The sequence below is a fragment of the Methylobacterium sp. 190mf genome (assembly GCF_900107945.1).
In the GTDB taxonomy this organism is placed as follows: domain Bacteria; phylum Pseudomonadota; class Alphaproteobacteria; order Rhizobiales; family Beijerinckiaceae; genus Methylobacterium.
In genome coordinates, this window is sequence record NZ_FNVI01000016.1 from 20875 (window position 1) to 35415 (window position 14541).

At 71.8% G+C, this 14541-nt stretch carries 10 protein-coding genes and 1 pseudogene; 3 read left to right on the forward strand and 8 right to left on the reverse strand.

All coding sequences use genetic code 11. The features are described 5' to 3' along the window. Window positions 1-201: 201 nt before the first annotated feature. The 3 genes from nikR to C4T42_RS19130 form a co-directional block, all read right to left on the reverse strand. Entirely contained in the window at window positions 202-648 is a 447-nt protein-coding gene (gene nikR / locus C4T42_RS19120) for a nickel-responsive transcriptional regulator NikR (RefSeq protein ID WP_103985627.1), read from the reverse strand. Between the two features lie 350 nt (window positions 649-998). Then, window positions 999-2618, reverse strand: coding sequence for a PepSY-associated TM helix domain-containing protein (locus tag C4T42_RS19125; RefSeq protein ID WP_103985628.1), 1620 nt, complete (start codon window positions 2616-2618; stop codon window positions 999-1001). A gap of 10 nt (window positions 2619-2628) precedes the next feature. After that, window positions 2629-4971, reverse strand: coding sequence for a TonB-dependent siderophore receptor (locus tag C4T42_RS19130; protein WP_103985629.1), 2343 nt, complete (start codon window positions 4969-4971; stop codon window positions 2629-2631). A 324-nt stretch (window positions 4972-5295) separates the two neighbouring features. On the opposite strand from C4T42_RS19130, the gene C4T42_RS19135 reads away from it, so the two are divergent. Both C4T42_RS19135 and C4T42_RS19140 read left to right on the forward strand, forming a co-directional pair. After that, complete coding sequence (locus C4T42_RS19135; protein WP_103985630.1) at window positions 5296-6120, forward strand: hydratase; 825 nt, start codon at window positions 5296-5298, stop codon at window positions 6118-6120. Window positions 6121-6221: 101 nt separating this feature from the next. Continuing rightward, window positions 6222-6458 carry a hypothetical protein gene (locus C4T42_RS19140; RefSeq protein WP_020094319.1) on the forward strand — a complete coding sequence of 79 codons (237 nt, stop codon included), beginning with the start codon at window positions 6222-6224 and terminating at the stop codon, window positions 6456-6458. Between the two features lie 24 nt (window positions 6459-6482). Here C4T42_RS19140 and C4T42_RS19145 read toward each other — a convergent pair whose 3' ends face one another. Together C4T42_RS19145 and C4T42_RS19150 are read right to left on the reverse strand one after the other, a co-directional pair. Then, window positions 6483-7190: a response regulator gene (locus C4T42_RS19145; RefSeq protein ID WP_103985631.1), complete on the reverse strand. Its 708-nt coding sequence runs from the start codon at window positions 7188-7190 to the stop codon at window positions 6483-6485. Beyond that, on the reverse strand, window positions 7187-7714 hold the full coding sequence (locus C4T42_RS19150) for a MarR family transcriptional regulator (RefSeq protein ID WP_020094317.1): 528 nt from the start codon (window positions 7712-7714) through the stop codon (window positions 7187-7189). The genes C4T42_RS19145 and C4T42_RS19150 overlap by 4 nt, the downstream gene beginning before the upstream one ends. Window positions 7715-7929: 215 nt before the next feature. Between C4T42_RS19150 and C4T42_RS19155 the strand changes: the two are divergent. Then, a pseudogene (locus C4T42_RS19155) lies at window positions 7930-9297 on the forward strand (8-oxoguanine deaminase). Window positions 9298-9451: 154 nt separating this feature from the next. Here C4T42_RS19155 and C4T42_RS19160 read toward each other — a convergent pair. The 3 genes from C4T42_RS19160 to C4T42_RS19170 all read right to left on the reverse strand — a co-directional run bounded on the left by C4T42_RS19160 (window position 9452) and on the right by C4T42_RS19170 (window position 14437). Then, window positions 9452-11125: a formate--tetrahydrofolate ligase gene (locus C4T42_RS19160; protein WP_103985633.1), complete on the reverse strand. Its 1674-nt coding sequence runs from the start codon at window positions 11123-11125 to the stop codon at window positions 9452-9454. A 260-nt stretch (window positions 11126-11385) separates the two neighbouring features. Continuing rightward, a complete protein-coding gene (locus C4T42_RS19165) occupies window positions 11386-12345 on the reverse strand; it encodes an OmpA family protein (protein ID WP_103985634.1) in 960 nt (319 codons plus the stop codon). 223 nt (window positions 12346-12568) lie between these two features. Continuing rightward, window positions 12569-14437 (reverse strand): tetratricopeptide repeat protein, encoded by a 1869-nt coding sequence (locus C4T42_RS19170; protein ID WP_020094312.1) that lies wholly within the window; start codon window positions 14435-14437, stop codon window positions 12569-12571. Between the last annotated feature and the right edge of the window lie 104 nt (window positions 14438-14541).

The following is a 14541-nucleotide window of genomic DNA, read 5'->3' on the forward strand; positions in this document are numbered from 1 at the left end:
CCGGTGGCAGCAGACAGGACGGGAAGTCGAGCGGGAAGTCGGGCGGGACACCGGCAGACCGGGCGAGGCGTGGCGATCCCCGGACTCTCGCACGCCGCCCGTATGATAAACATACGAAAAAATCATACGGGCGGATTAGGCCGGCCGTGTTGCGCGTGGGGCGCAGTCGATGGGGCGCCGGATCGCGGGCGGGGGGCGCCCTCACCCCGGGCCGTCGTCGCCGTGGCCCGGATGGGTGCGGGCGTCGTCACCCTCCGGGATGAGGTGCAGGTGACCGTAGCGGACGCCGCGCTGCGTGACGACGGCGTCGGCGTAGCTCTGCATCCGGGCCACCGGCCCGCGCAGGACCGCCACCTCGAGGCACGCGTCGTGGGTCAGGTGCACGTGCAGGCTGGCGATCGAGACGCCGTGCTCATGCCCCTCGCCGGTCAGCCGACGGGCCAGGTCGCGGGTGCCGTGGCTGTAGACGTAGCTCAGGGCCCCGTAGCAGGCCGCCGATCCGCCGGTCTCCGCGGCGCGGGCCGGCGCCAGGGCGTCGCGGACGATGTCGCGCACCGCCTCCGAGCGGCTGCCGTAGCCGCGCCGCGCGCAGAGGTCGTCGACCGCCGTCAGCAGGGCGTCGTCGATGGTGATGGTGATGCGCTGCATGCCCGTCCTGCCGCTCCCGTGGCCTTCTGGTACGGGGACGCGGGGCCCGTGAACAGCCGCCGGGCCCGCATCGCCCGGCGCGGCAGAAAAAGAGCCCCGAGGGCCGCGCCTCGAGGCTCAAGTTCTGGGTCTCGGGGACATGTCCAGCGTGCGCTTGGGATGGACCGCGCTGGAACGCCTGGGCCGAAGGATCAAGGGCGTGAAAATCGACGACACAGGCGCGACCGGCTGGCATGCCGGCCGAACCATTCTGCACAGATACAGTCGACGCGCATCCGATATATGTCAGACTTCGGGAGTTATTTTGAATTAATTCGCCGCACTGGGTTCAATATACCAGTTCAATTTTATCATATCGGCTCCCGATCTCCCGGTACCGGCATGCCGGGCCGGGCCTGCTCCCGCCGCGCGTGCCCCGCGATCGAGAGCCCCGCGGCCTTCGCGGGGCCGCGGGACGCTCCGCCGCGCCGCGCGATCGTGCGGACCGCGAGCAGGATGAGGGCGGCTAGGGCCAGCATCGCGCCGTCGAAGGCGAGGAAGACCGGCTCGACCGGCGCGGCGCCACCGAACCGGAGCGCGACGAGGCGCCCGACATCCGCGGCCGCGACGGCGCCGTACAACGCGGCCGCCGCCGTCAGCGTCTCCGGCCAGACCCGCCCGGCCGGGCGTAGGAGCGCCGCCACGGCGACGAGCAGCCAGACGGCGAAGAAGGCCCCGACCTCCCACTCCGCCCGCGCGGGCAGCGCGGCGGGGAGTAGCCGGTTGGCCAGGAAATAGGCGGCGACGGCCGCGGGCAGGCCGGCGATCGTCGCGACGTTCAGGCCCTGGACGAGGCGCAGGCCGAAGCCCCGGGGCGCGTCCCCCTTGGGCAGGCGCGCCACCGCCCAGAGCAGCAGCCCGGTCGCCACCATGGCGCTGCCGGCGAGGCCGCACAGGAAGAACAGCACCCGCAGGGCCGGGCCGGCGAAGTGCGCCTCGTGCAGGCCGACCATCGCGGTGAACGTCTTGGTCGCCGGCCGCAGGCCGCCCGCGCGCACCTCCAGGACCGCGCCCGTCACGCCGTCGAAGGCGATCTGCGGGTGCTCGTGGGAGAGGCCGTGCGGCTCCTCGAACACCGCCACCACGGTGGCGCGCGCGTCCGCCGGGTTGACCACCGTGATCCGCTCCAGGGGTTCCGGCCGCATCGCCAGGGCGCGGAGCACCAGCGGCCCGACCGGCACGAGCGTGCCGGGCTGGCCGGCGGGCGAGCGCGGCGCGGTGATCTGGCCGGACTCGGCGAAGTAGCGCTGGCTGTCGCCGCGATAGGCCGTGTTCAGGCCCCAGGGCACGTACATCACCATGAGGGTGGCGAGCCCGGTATAGGTGATCATCAGGTGGAACGGCAGGGCGAGCACGCCCGTGACGTTGTGCGCGTCGAGCCAGCCCCGCTGGGCGGACTTGTCCCGCCGGAAGGTGAAGAAGTCGGCGAAGATGCGCCGGTGGGTGACGATCCCCGAGATCAGCGCCACCAGCATGATCATCGCGCAGGCGCCGACGATCCAGCGGCCCCAGAGCGGCGGCAGGTTCAGCTCGAAGTGGAAGCGGTAGAGGAAGTCGCCGCCGCGCGTCGCCCGCACCGCCGCCGGCGCGCCGCTGTCGGGATCCAGGAGGACGTGGCCGGGCGGCCGGCCCGGGCCGGTCCGCCAGAACAGCTCCAGCACCGGCCGGTCCGGCCGCGGCAGCGCGAGGAACCACGTCCGCGCGCCGCCCGCATTAGCCTGCAGGTGGGCGACGCCGCGCTCGGCCGCCGCCGCGAGCTCCGCCGGCCCGAAGGTCCGGTCGGTGCGGAGCTCGGGCCGCATCCACTGCGAGATCTCGGGCCGGTAGTAGCTCGCCGTGCCCGTCACGAAGACGGCGAACAGCACCCAGCCGACGACGAGGCCCGACCAGGCGTGGAGCCACGCCATCGACTGCCGGAAGGTCTTGCCCACGGCGGCCGCCTCACCAGCGGTAGCGCAGGGTCGCGTAGACCGTGCGCGGCAGGCCGTAATAGCAGCCCGAGTAGGTGAAGCAGCCGGTCACGTAGCGCTCGTCGAGCAGGTTCTGCACGTTGATCTGCGCGCTGAGGCCGGCGAGCCGCGGGTCGAGGTGCTTCATGTCGTAGGAGGCGACGGCGTCGACCAGCACGCTCTCGGGCACCTGGAACGTGTTGGCGGGATCGCCCCAGGACGGGCCGAGGTAGCGCACGCCGCCGCCGAGGCCGAGGCCGATGAGCGGGCCGTCGGTGAAGCGGTAGTCGACGAACAGCGAGGCCGTCGTGTCCGGCACCTGCACCGGCCGCAGCCCCTGGAGCGGCACCTGCCGGCGGGTCAGGTCGTTCGTGGTGAGGCCGGTGTCGCGGACGTTGCGGATGTCGAGGAGCGAGAAGCCGCCGATCAGGCTGAGGCCCTCGGCGAGGGTGGCCCGCGCCTCGAACTCGACACCCTGCACGCCGACCTCGCCGGTCTGCACGACGAAGCCGGGATTGACCGGGTCGGTGGTGGTGGCGTTCGAGCGGCGGATGTCGAAGAACGCGGTGGTCAGCAGGATGTCGGTGCCGGGCGGCTGGTACTTGATGCCGGCCTCGTACTGGTTGCTGGCGATCGGGACGGGGATGCGCCCGGCCGAGCCGAAGGCCGCGTCGAAGATCCGCCCGTTGACGATCGGCTCGAACGCCTCGCTGTAGGAGACGTACGGGGCGACGCCGCTGTCGAACAGGTAGAGCAGGCTGGCGCGGCCGGTGAAGGCCTCGGCCGGGACGTCCTGGATGGTCAGCCCGTTCGGCGCGAAGGTGCGGGTCGGGCCGGTCTGCCGGGCGGTGTCGTAGCGGCCGCCGAGCGTCAGGATGAAGCGGTCGAACTTCGCCTGATCCTGGAAGTACACGCCGGTCTGCTGCGCGTCGATCCGCGAGGTCGACGTGAAGGCGGGGAACCGGATCGGCAGGTCGTGGTCGGGGGCGAGGGCGTTCAGGCTCGTCGTCGCCGGGAACGGGCCGGTGACGGACCGCGTGCTGAAGGTCCGGTGGTCGACGCCGAGCAGCGCCGTGTGGGCGATCGGGCCGGTGTCGAAATCGGCGATGAAGTTGTTGTCCATCGTGTAGGCTTCGATGTCGACCTGGGTGCCGCCGACCGAGCGACCGATGGTCGGCCCGCTCGTGTACGGGCCGTTGACGTCGCCGAAGGTCGTGAACACGCTGCGGTAGTCGCCGTTCGAGCGCAGGTAGCGGCCGGCCGAGTGGAAGCGCAGGTTTTCGGTGATCCGGTGGTCGAACAGGTACTCGACGGAGGCCTGGGTGCGGTCGGAGCGCTCGATGGTGCGGTCGCCGTCGTAGAAGTTCACCGGCAGCCGGCCGAAGACGCCGCTGCCGAAATTGCGCGGGAACACCGTGCCGACGGCCGGGAAGCCGCCGTAGAAGCCCGAGAACGGGTCGCGCTGGTAGTTGGCGATGATCGTGAGCGAGGTGTCGGCGGAGGGCCGCCACGTGAGGCTCGGGTTGATGAAGGCGCGCTCGACCTTGGTGGTCACGGCCGGGCCGTCGCCGTTCCAGCCGAGGCCGATGACCCGGTAGGCGAACTGGTCGGCGAGACCCGGGATGTCGGACGCGATCGGGCCGCCGACGTCGAAGCCGCCGCGGACCTCGCTGAAGCCGCCGCCCTGGACGAAGATCTCGCCGTGGCGGACGAATTGCGGGACCTTCGAGACGAGGTTGACGAGGCCGCCCGGACCGGACTGCCCGTAGAGGACCGAGGCCGGCCCCTTGATGATGTCGACCCGCTCCAGGCGGTAGGGATCGACGCTGGGGAAGGCGTCGCGGTTACCGGGCAGCGCCATGTTGTCGAGGAAGATCGGCGCGGTGAAGCCGCGGATGTAGAACTGCTCCAGGCGCGTCGAGCCGGCGCCGCCCCGCTGCTCGGTGGTGACGCTCGGCGTGAAGCGCAGCGCCTGGTTGATGGTCAGGGCGTTCTGATCCTCGATCTGCTGGCGCCCGATGACCGACACCGACTGCGCGGTCTCCAGGATCGGCGTGTCGGTCTTCGTGCCGACCGTACTGCGGCTGGCAACGTAGCCGGGCACCGGCCCGGTGGCCCCGCCGCGCCCGTACAGGTCGCTGTTCAGGCTGCGCCCGCGCGCCTCGCCCGTCACGCTGAGTTCGGACAGCTCGATGTCCGTGGCGGGCGCGGGCTGGGCGAGCGCGGCCGCCCCGAGCGTGAGTATAGATGTCGACGATACAAACCCGATTCGGAGCAGCCTCTCCGCACGATCGAACGCGCGCGACCCGGCCCGGTCACTGACATATCTCGACATTGTACCGACTCTAAACAAGAATTACTGGGCGAAGATACGCGCCGATGCCCAGCTATCACGGATCCGTGAGCAGTATGTGCCTCCGATGACACATCTTTAAGAAACGTATTTTGGTATTCCTCTAATGAAAATATGCTGCGGGCGGCGGGGCCGGGAGCGAACGCCCCGGGAGCGCGCTCCGCGCGGGGGACGGGCCGGCGAGCGTCGGCGGCGCAGCGACAGAGCGCGCGTTCCCGGCGACGGTCACCTCGGGTAAGATCGGCCGGCCGCGCTGGAGGCGGCCCGGCGCGGGTGCCGCCCCGTCGGCCCTCACGCCGTGCGCCGATGACCGAGCCGATCTCCGCCGCGGCCCATGCCCGCACGATCCTCTCCGCGCACGAGCATCGCCGCCCGATCGCGCCGCTGACCGACTGGGATCCGGCCCTCGACCTGCCGGCGGCCTACCGGGTGGCCGAGGCGGTCCGGGTCCTGCGCGGGGGGCGCGGCGAGCGGCCGGTCGGCTACAAGATCGGCTTCACCAACACGACCCTGTGGGAGCGCTACGGCGTCCGCGCGCCGATCTGGGGGCACGTCTACGACACGACCCTGCGCGACCGGGCCGCCCTGTCGGGGCCGGTGCCGCTCGCCGCCTTCGTCGAGCCGCGGATCGAGCCGGAGATCGTGTTCGGGCTGGCGCGCGCGCCCGAGCCCGGCATGGATGCCGCGGCGCTGATCGCCTGCCTCGACTGGGCGGCGAGCGGCTTCGAGATCGTGCAGTCGCTCTATCCGGGCTGGCGCTTCGCGGCGCCCGACACCGTCGCGGCCTTCGGGCTGCACGGGCTGCTGGTGGTGGGCGAGCGGGTGCGGATCACCGCGGACGCGCGATCGGCCTGGCTCGGCGAACTCGCCGGCTTCACCGTCGAGCTACTGCGGGACGGGGCCGTCGCGGACCGGGGCGGTGGCGGCTGCGTGCTCGGGACGGGGCCGCTCGCGGCCCTGGCCCACCTCGTCGATGCGCTGGCTAACGATCCGGTGGCCCCACCGCTCGACGCCGGGACTGTCGTCACGACGGGCACGCTGACGGACGCGCTGCCCGTCGCCTCCGGGCAGCGCTGGCGCACGCGCCTCGACGGGCTGCGGCTTCCCGGCATCGACCTTGCCCTGATCTGAGAGACCCGGCACGGGTTATCGTGCCGGGTGCGTGCGGTTTCCCGGCCGGCTCCGGGTCTCAGGCATTGGTGATGGTTAGCCGACATGCCAAATGCTGGACCATGCCTGGACGCCTGCGGCGACGCCACACGACCTTCCTCGTCTCCGTGACCGCGGAGGGCGCCGGCGCGGCGCCCGGCGCCACGGTCTACGCAGTGATGAAGCCCAGCGCCGAGGAGGCGGTGGAGGCCGTCCGCGCCCTCGCCGGCCCGTCGGCCAGCCTCGCGATCGTGGGGAGCCTGTCCACCCGGATCGCCAAGGCCCTCAAGCTGAAACCCGACACGCCGCGGGTGGTCTGAGCCGCCCGGCGGCCCGCAGGCGGCTCAATCCACCGCGAGCCGGTAGCCGACGCCCCGCACAGTCTGCAGGAAGACCGGGTTGGCGGGATCGACCTCAGTCTTGCGACGCAGGCGGTTGATCTGCACGTCGACGGTGCGCTCCGCCGCCGCGCCGCCCGGACCGGCGAGCTGCTCGCGCTCGACATTGGCGCCGCCCGCCGTCGCCAGGATCGTCAGGATCTCGCGCTCGCGCTCGGTGATGCGGATCAGCTCGTCGTCCCGGCGCAGCTCGCCCCGGTCGATCCGGAACGCGAAGGGCCCGAAGGTCACGGCCTCGGCGGAGGCCGCGCGGGGCCGCACGCTGCGCTTGATGATGTTGTTGAGCCGCAGCGTCAGCTCCCGCGGCTCGAACGGCTTCGGCAGGTAATCGTCCGCGCCGATCTCCAGCCCCATCACCCGGTCGTTCGGGTTGGAGCGGGCCGTGAGCATCAGGATCGGCATGCGCGAGGTCTCGCGGACGCTGCGCGCGTAGTCGAAGCCGTTCTCGCCGGGCATCATCACGTCGAGCACCATGGCGTCGAACACGACGCTCTGGGCCCGGGCGCGCGCCTCCGCGGCGCTCGCCGCCGCGGTGACCCGGAAGCCCTGGTCGGTGAGGTAGCGGGCGAGCAATTCGCGCAGGCGGCGGTCGTCGTCGACCACGAGGACGTGGGGCGCCTCGTCGGGCAGGTCGGACCGGGCGGCGTGGCTCACGCGGGCTCCTCCGCGTCGACCTGCCCCTCGGCCCCGCCCCCGCGCCGCGCCATCAGGCGCTGGACCGCCGGCCGGTCCTCCGGCTCGATCATCGCCATCAGGAAGTCCTCCGGGGAGCCCCGGGCATCCGGCGCCGCGAGTGCCCGGGCGAGGCGGCGGGCCTGGACCCGCGTCAGGTCGGCCGCGAGCCCGGCGCCGGCCTCGGTGCAGTACAGGAGGCGCTGGCGCCGGTCGCTGGAACCGGGCTTCTGCGCGACGTAGCCCTGCCCGATCAGGTCCTTGAGCACCCGGTTCAGGCTCTGCTTGGTGATGCGCAGGATGTCGAGGAGCTCGGCGATCGTCAGGCCCGGGTACCGGTCGACGAAGTGCAGCACCCGGTGGTGGGCGCGGCCGAACCCGTAATCGGCCAGGATCCTGTCCGGATCGCCGACGAAATCCCGGTAGGCGAAGAACAGGAGCTCGATCAGGTCGTCGCTGCCGAGGGCGGCCGGCGCGGCGCCCGGGACGGGTTTCGGCGCGAACATCTCCTCGCGCGGGGCTGTCCGTGTCACGGCGCGGCCGCTCCCAACGGGTGATAGGTCAGTCCCCATGACGTTTCTCAAGGCGGCCGAGGCCCGTCAACCCTGGCCGGGGCGGCCGGGGCGCCGACCGCCCCGGATCCTCAAGCGTGTACCCGCGGGATTGCCCCCGGTCCGACGCCTCCGCTAGGCAGGCTCTCGGGCGACGGGAGCGGACGCGCATGGCCGAGGCAGGGGAACCGGGATCGGGACGCCTCTGGATCCGCGACCCGCGCGCCGTCCTGGCCGAGGCCGCCGGCGGCGGGATCGTGGTGGCGGGCACCCGGATCGTCGAGTGCGTGGCGGCGGGCGCGCGCCCCGCCGCGCCCGTGGACGCGACCTTCGACGCGTCGCGCCACGTGGTCATCCCGGGGCTGATCAACACGCACCACCACGCCTTCCAGACGCTGACCCGCGCCCATCCGCTGGCGCTCAACAAGCCGCTCTTCCCCTGGCTGGAGGCGCTCTACACGGTCTGAGGGCGGATCACCCCGGAGGCGTTCCGGCTCGCCACGCGGGTCGCCTTCACCGAACTGCTGCTCTCGGGCTGCACCACGGCGGGCGACCACCACTACCTGTTCCCGAAAGGCCTCGAGGCGTCGATGGACATCCAGGTCGCGGAGGCCCGCGACCTCGGGATCCGGGCCGCGCTCACCCGCGGCTCCCTGAGCTTGTCCGACCGGGCGGGCGGCCTGTCGCCCGCGGCCCTGACCCAGGACGACGACGCGATCCTCTCGGACTGCGAGCGGGTGCTGAACCTGTTCCACGATCCCGCCCCCGGGGCGATGGTGCAGATCGCCCTCGCCCCCTGCTCGCCCTTCTCGGTGACCGAGCGCCTGATGCGCGCGAGCGCGGAGCTCGCCGCCCGCAGCGGGTGCCGGCTGCACACCCATCTCGGCGAGACGCGCGACGAGGAGGCCTATTGCCAGCAGATGTTCGGCTGCCGCCCGGTGGAGTACCTCGAAGAGGTCGGCTGGCTGAGCGACCGGGTCTGGCTCGCGCACGGCATCCACTTCACCGATGCCGAGGTCGCGCGGCTCGGCGCGGCCGGCGTCGGTGTCTGCCACTGCCCGACCTCGAACATGACCCTGGCCTCGGGCCGCTGCCGCACCTGCGAGCTGGAGGCGGCGGGCTCGCCCGTGGGCCTCGGCGTCGACGGCTCGGCCTCGAACGACAGCTCGAACCTGATGGAGGGGGTGCGCCACGCCCTCATGATCAACCGGCTCACCTACGGGGCGGAGGCCGTGACGCATCTCGACGCCCTGCGCTGGGCGACCGAGGGCTCGGCCGCCTGCCTCGGCCGCTCCGATATCGGCCGGATCGCGCCGGGCCGCGAGGCGGATCTCGCCCTGTTCACCCTGGACGAGCTGCGCTTCTCCGGAGCCCACGACCCGCTGGCGGCGCTCGTCCTGTGCGGCGCCACCCGGGCCGACCGGGTGATGGTCGCGGGGCGCTGGCGGGTGATCGACGGGCAGCCGCTCGGGGTCGATACCGGGATGCTGCGCGAGGCGCATTCCCGGCTGGCGGTGGACTTGTTCGGGGACGCGTAGGGGCGGCCCCTGATCCGACCCGCTCCGTCATCGCGAGCGCAGCGACCCAGGGCAGCGCGCGATCTCCGGATGCGGTGTGTCCCTGGATTGCTTCGCTCCGCTCGCAACGACGAACGGCGGGGCCCGCCCGTGGGCGAGCCCCGCGCGACGTTTCTCAGAACAGCCCGTCGATCTGCCCGTTGGCGTCGAGCCGGATCGTGTCGGCGGCCGGCACCCGGGGCAGGCCCGGCATGGTCATGATCTCCCCGCAGATCGCCACCACGAAGCCCGCGCCGGCCGAGAGCCGGACGTCGCGCACGCCGACGATGTGGCCCTCGGGGGCGCCCATCAGGGTCGGGTCGGTGGAGAAGGAGTACTGGGTCTTGGCCATGCAGATCGGCAGGTGGCCGTAGCCGTCCTTCTCGAAGGTGGCGAGCTTGCCGGCGGCCTTGGTCTCGATCTGGATGTCGGCGGCGCCGTAGAGCTTGGTGGCGATCGCCCGGATCTTGTCGGTGAGGCGGCTCTCGGTCTCGTAGGCGTGGCGGATCGGCGCCGGCTCGGCCTGGCTGAGCCTCACCACCGCGCGGGCCAGCTCCTCGGCACCGGCGCCGCCCTCGGCCCAGTGGCGGCAGGTGATCGCCTCGACGTCGAGCCGCTCGCGGCACAGGTCCTTGAGCTTGGCGTGCTCGGCGTCGGTGTCGGCGTGGAAGTGGTTGACGCCGACCACGACCGGCAGGCCGAAGCCGCGCAGGTTGGTGACGTGACGGGCGAGGTTGGCAAACCCCTTCTCCAGGGCGTCGATGTTCTCGCCCCCGAGGTTCTTCTTGTCGACGCCGCCATGCATCTTGAGGGCGCGGATCGTCGCCACCACCACCACCGCCGAGGGGGTCAGGCCCGCCTGCCGGCACTTGATGTCCAGGAACTTCTCGGCGCCGAGATCGGCGCCGAAGCCGGCCTCCGTCACCGTGTAGTCGGCGAGCCGCAGGCCGGCCCGCGTGGCGATCACCGAGTTGCAGCCGTGGGCGATGTTGGCGAAGGGGCCGCCGTGGATCAGCGCCGGGTTGCCCTCGAGGGTCTGCACGAGGTTCGGCTGCAGGGCGTCCTTGAGCAGCACCGTCATGGCGCCGGTGGCCTTCACGTCCTTGAGGGTGACGAGCTTGCGGTCGCGGGTCTCGGCGATGACGATCCGGCCGAGGCGCTCCTCCAGGTCGGCGAGGTCACGCGCGAGGCAGAACACCGCCATCACCTCGGAGGCCACCGTGATGTCGAACCCGTCCTCGCGGGGGAAGCCGTTGGCGACGCCGCCGAGCGACTGGTTGATCGCGCGCAGGGCCCGGTCGTTCATGTCGACGACCCGGCGCCAGTGGATGCGGCGGACGTCGATGTTGAGCTCGTTCGCCCAGTAGACGTGGTTGTCGATCAGCGCGGCCGCGAGGCTGTGGGCCGACGTGATGGCGTGGAAGTCGCCGGTGAAGTGCAGGTTGATCTGCTCCATCGGCACGACCTGCGCCTTGCCGCCGCCGGCCGCGCCGCCCTTCATGCCGAAGCACGGCCCGAGCGAGGGCTCGCGCAGGCAGATCATGGTCTTCTCACCGATGCGGTTCAGGGCGTCGCCCAGGCCCACCGTGGTGGTGGTCTTGCCCTCGCCCGCGGGCGTCGGGGAGATCGCGGTGACCAGCACGAGCTTGCCGGGCTTCCGGCTCTCCAGCCCGGCGATGTAGCCGTGGTCGATCTTGGCAATGTGCTTGCCGTAATTGTGGAGCGCGTCATCCGGGATGCCGAGCTTCTCGGCGACCTGCGCGATCGGCTTCAGGGTCGCGGCGCGGGCGATCTCGATGTCTGACGGCATGGGCCTTCCTCCCTGGGTCGCGGGCACGTGCCCGCCCGCCGGCTCTTGCCGTGCGAATCTCCTGCCGGGCGGGACGCGGCGTGGCCGCCCGCGAACGGCCACGCACTGTGCGTCAAAGCTCGCGAAAATGCGCGTCGATTTTTATGAGCTGGCGGACAAAATACTCTTGTCGATCGCGCTGTCCCCCGCTCCGACGCCGGCGCGCTCCCGGATGGTCCGTCCGAGCCCGGCCGCCGGGGGTCTTCGCGTGCCCGCGCCGCTCAGAACTTGACCAGCTCGACGCGCCGGTTCTGCGCCCGCCCCGCCTCGCTGTCATCGGCGGCGACCGGGCTGGCAGAACCGAAGCCCTTGGCCCTCAACCGGTCCTTCGCGATGCCGGCGCCGACGAGCCTCGCCATGACCGCTCTGGCACGGCCGTCGGACAGGGCCTGGTTGTGCGAAGCGGCCCCGGTCCCGTCCGTGTAGCCGTTGATCGCGAGCCGCAGGCCGGGATCCGTCCGCAGCAGGGCCGCCACCGCGTCGATCTGCGGGGCGGAGGCCGGCAGGATCTCGGTCCTGTCGGTGGCGAAGTTGACCTGGATCACCGCCTTCCCGGTCTTGTCGAGATCCTGCTTCAGCCGCTCGGCGGGCAGGAGGGCGGCGGTCTGCACGAACGGCTTCGTCTCGAGGATCGTCCAGGCCGCGGTGAAGCTGTCGGGCACGAAATGCACCCAGATCTGCCGGTCCGGCCGGCGGATCACCCAGGTCTGGGCGGGCGCGTTGTAGACGTCGCCCAGGCCCTCATACATCCCGATCCGGATCTCCTCCGGCAGCGTCTCCGTCACGGAGTTGGGGATCCGGCCGTCGGCGATCTTCCGGCCGCCGGCCTGCGTCAGCACGGCCTCGATGTTCTTCTTCAGCTCGTAGGCGGAGTAGGTCTTGCCGTCCTTGGGACCGATCAGGGACTGGAAGACCTTGCCTTCGACCTCGTGAAGCGCTGCGCCGGTCCAGAACAGGAAATGCCCGAATTCCCGCGTCTCGGGCGGGTTCACCGGCTGGTAGCCGTCGGGCAGCGCGAAGTAGGGAAAGCGGCCGAGCGGCGCGTCCGAGACGGGAACGGAATCGAGCGCGAAGGCCTTCGGCGCCGCCGCCGCGTCCTGCGCCCGCGCGGGATCGGCCCCGATCCCGGACGCCGCGCAGGCGAGGACCAGCAGGACACAGACAGGCTTCAGCGCTCTCACGTCGCACTCCGGAACGTTGCGGAGGCGCGACGATAGCGGGCGCGGATCGGTGGGCAATTAGGTCGCTCGACCTACGGCCTCCGAGCCGCAGCGCGGGCGCCCGAAGCCGCGACAGGGCGGCGGGCGCGGGCCGGATCTCGCGGCCTCGCGTCCCGAAATGGCCCGCGCATCGTCGGGACGGCGCGGCAGCCGCACCGCCCCGAGGCGGGACTTGGCGGGAGGCCTAGCCCCCCGACTTCTTGGCCTTGTCGGCGGAGCCCGGCGCCTCGTGCGGCTGGGGAGCGCCCTTCGGGAGTTCCGGGTTGTCGGGATTGTGCGGGGCGGCGACCGGGGCCGGCACCGTCTCGGCGGTGGCGGTGGGCTTCTCGATGTCGGGCAGCCCGTCCTTCAACTTCGCGTTGATCTGGGTGAGGTCGTCCGGCTCGGGGTTCAGGTCCTTGGCGTGCTGCCACTGGAACTTGCCCTCGAGGCGCCGGCCCGAGCGCCAGTAGGCGTCGCCGAGGTGGTCGTTAATGGTCGGATCGCCGGGCTTCAGCTCGACCGCCTTCTCCAGCTCGCGCACCGCGTCGTCCCAGCGGCCGAGGCGGTAATAGGCCCAGCCGAGGCTGTCGACGATCATGCCGTCCCGCGGGCTCGCGTCGGCGGCCTGCTGCAGCAGCTTGAACGCCTCGTCGATGTTGATGTTCTGGTCGACCCAGGAATAGCCGAGGTAGTTCATCACCTGGGCCTTGGCGGCCGGCTGGTTGGCCGGCACCAGGGACAGGGCCTTCTTCAGGTCGGCCTCGGCCTTCGGCCACTGCTTGGCGCGCTCGTAGGCGGTGCCGCGGAAATAGTAGGTCGTCCAGTAGTTGGATTGCGGCCGGTTCCCGATCAGGTCGATGGCGCGGGTGTAGGTGGCCGCCGCCTCCTCGTACTTCTTGCGGGCGCGCTGCACGTTGCCCAGCGCGGTGATGACGTCGATGTCGTCCGGGTGGGCCTTCATCGCCGCGTCGAGATGGGCCAGCGCCTCGTCGCCCTTGCCCATCTGCTCCAGGTTCAGGCCGATCTGGATGTCGGCGTTGAGCTTGAGCGGGGAATTGGCCGGGATCTGCGCGTAGGCCTCGTTGGCGCGCTCGGGCTGCTTCATCCGGTCGAGCGTGTCGGCGAGCGTCAGCCGGGCCAGCGCGTGGTCGGGGGCGAGGTAGAGGGCGAGCCGCAGGTAGATCACCGCGGGCAGCTCGTCGCCCTGGGTCGAGCCGGCGGAGCCCAGCCCGTACAGCACCTCGGCGGCGCCCTCCTGGGCGGTGCCGATCAGCCGCGTGAGCGGCTTGCCGTCCTTCAGCTTCTCGAGGGCGTCGCGCACCAGCGGGTGGCGCGGCGAGAGCTGGTCGAAGTCGGAATAGGCCTGGATCGCCAGGTCGGTGCGGCCGAGGCTGGCCTCCATGCGGGCGTAGGCGTCGACGATGCGCAGGGTGTTGTGGTCGGCGTCGTAGGCGGCCTTGAGGCGGCGCTCGGCCTCGGCGTTGTCGCCGGTCACCGAGGCGATCAGGCCGGCATGGTAGTCCCGGAAGGTGTTGTAGTAGCGCTCGCCCCGGAGCTTGTTGACCGTCTCCAGCGCCTTCTTGCTGTCGCCGGCGCCCGCGTAGGACCAGGCGGTGAGCAGCGTCGCGGTCAGGTCCGTGGCGGCGCCCCGGCCGCTCCGGGAAAAGTTCTGGCGGGCGGCGGCCCACTGGCCGGCCTTGATCTGGCGCACCCCGAGGGAGAGGTTGGCGAGGCCGTTGGTCGGATCGCGGGCGATCAGCTTCTCGGCGGTGCGGAACGCGTCCGGCAGGGCGCCGTCGGCCAGCAGCGAGATGAAGGCGCGCTCGACGAGTTCCGCGTTGCGCGGGTCGGCCTTCACCGCCTCGCGGTAGAAGGTCGCCGCCGCCGCCGTGTCCCGCGACGCGCCCGCGATGTAGGCGGAGAGGAAGTTGCCCTCGAGCGAGTCCGCGGGCTCGTAGTCGAGCACCGGGGTCGATTCCTTCGGCTGCGCGGCGAGCACGGTCTGCGGGAGCCCGGCGGCGAGCAGCAGGGCGAGCGCCGAAACGCTCCGGCGGGCGCGTGTCATCATCATGAACCGATCGCGGCTCCTGGGCGCCGGCCCGTCGGGGGCCGGGCGCGAGAATGGCGGGGCATCCCCGAAAAAACGTTGGGGACACTGAACCCATCCCGCCAGCC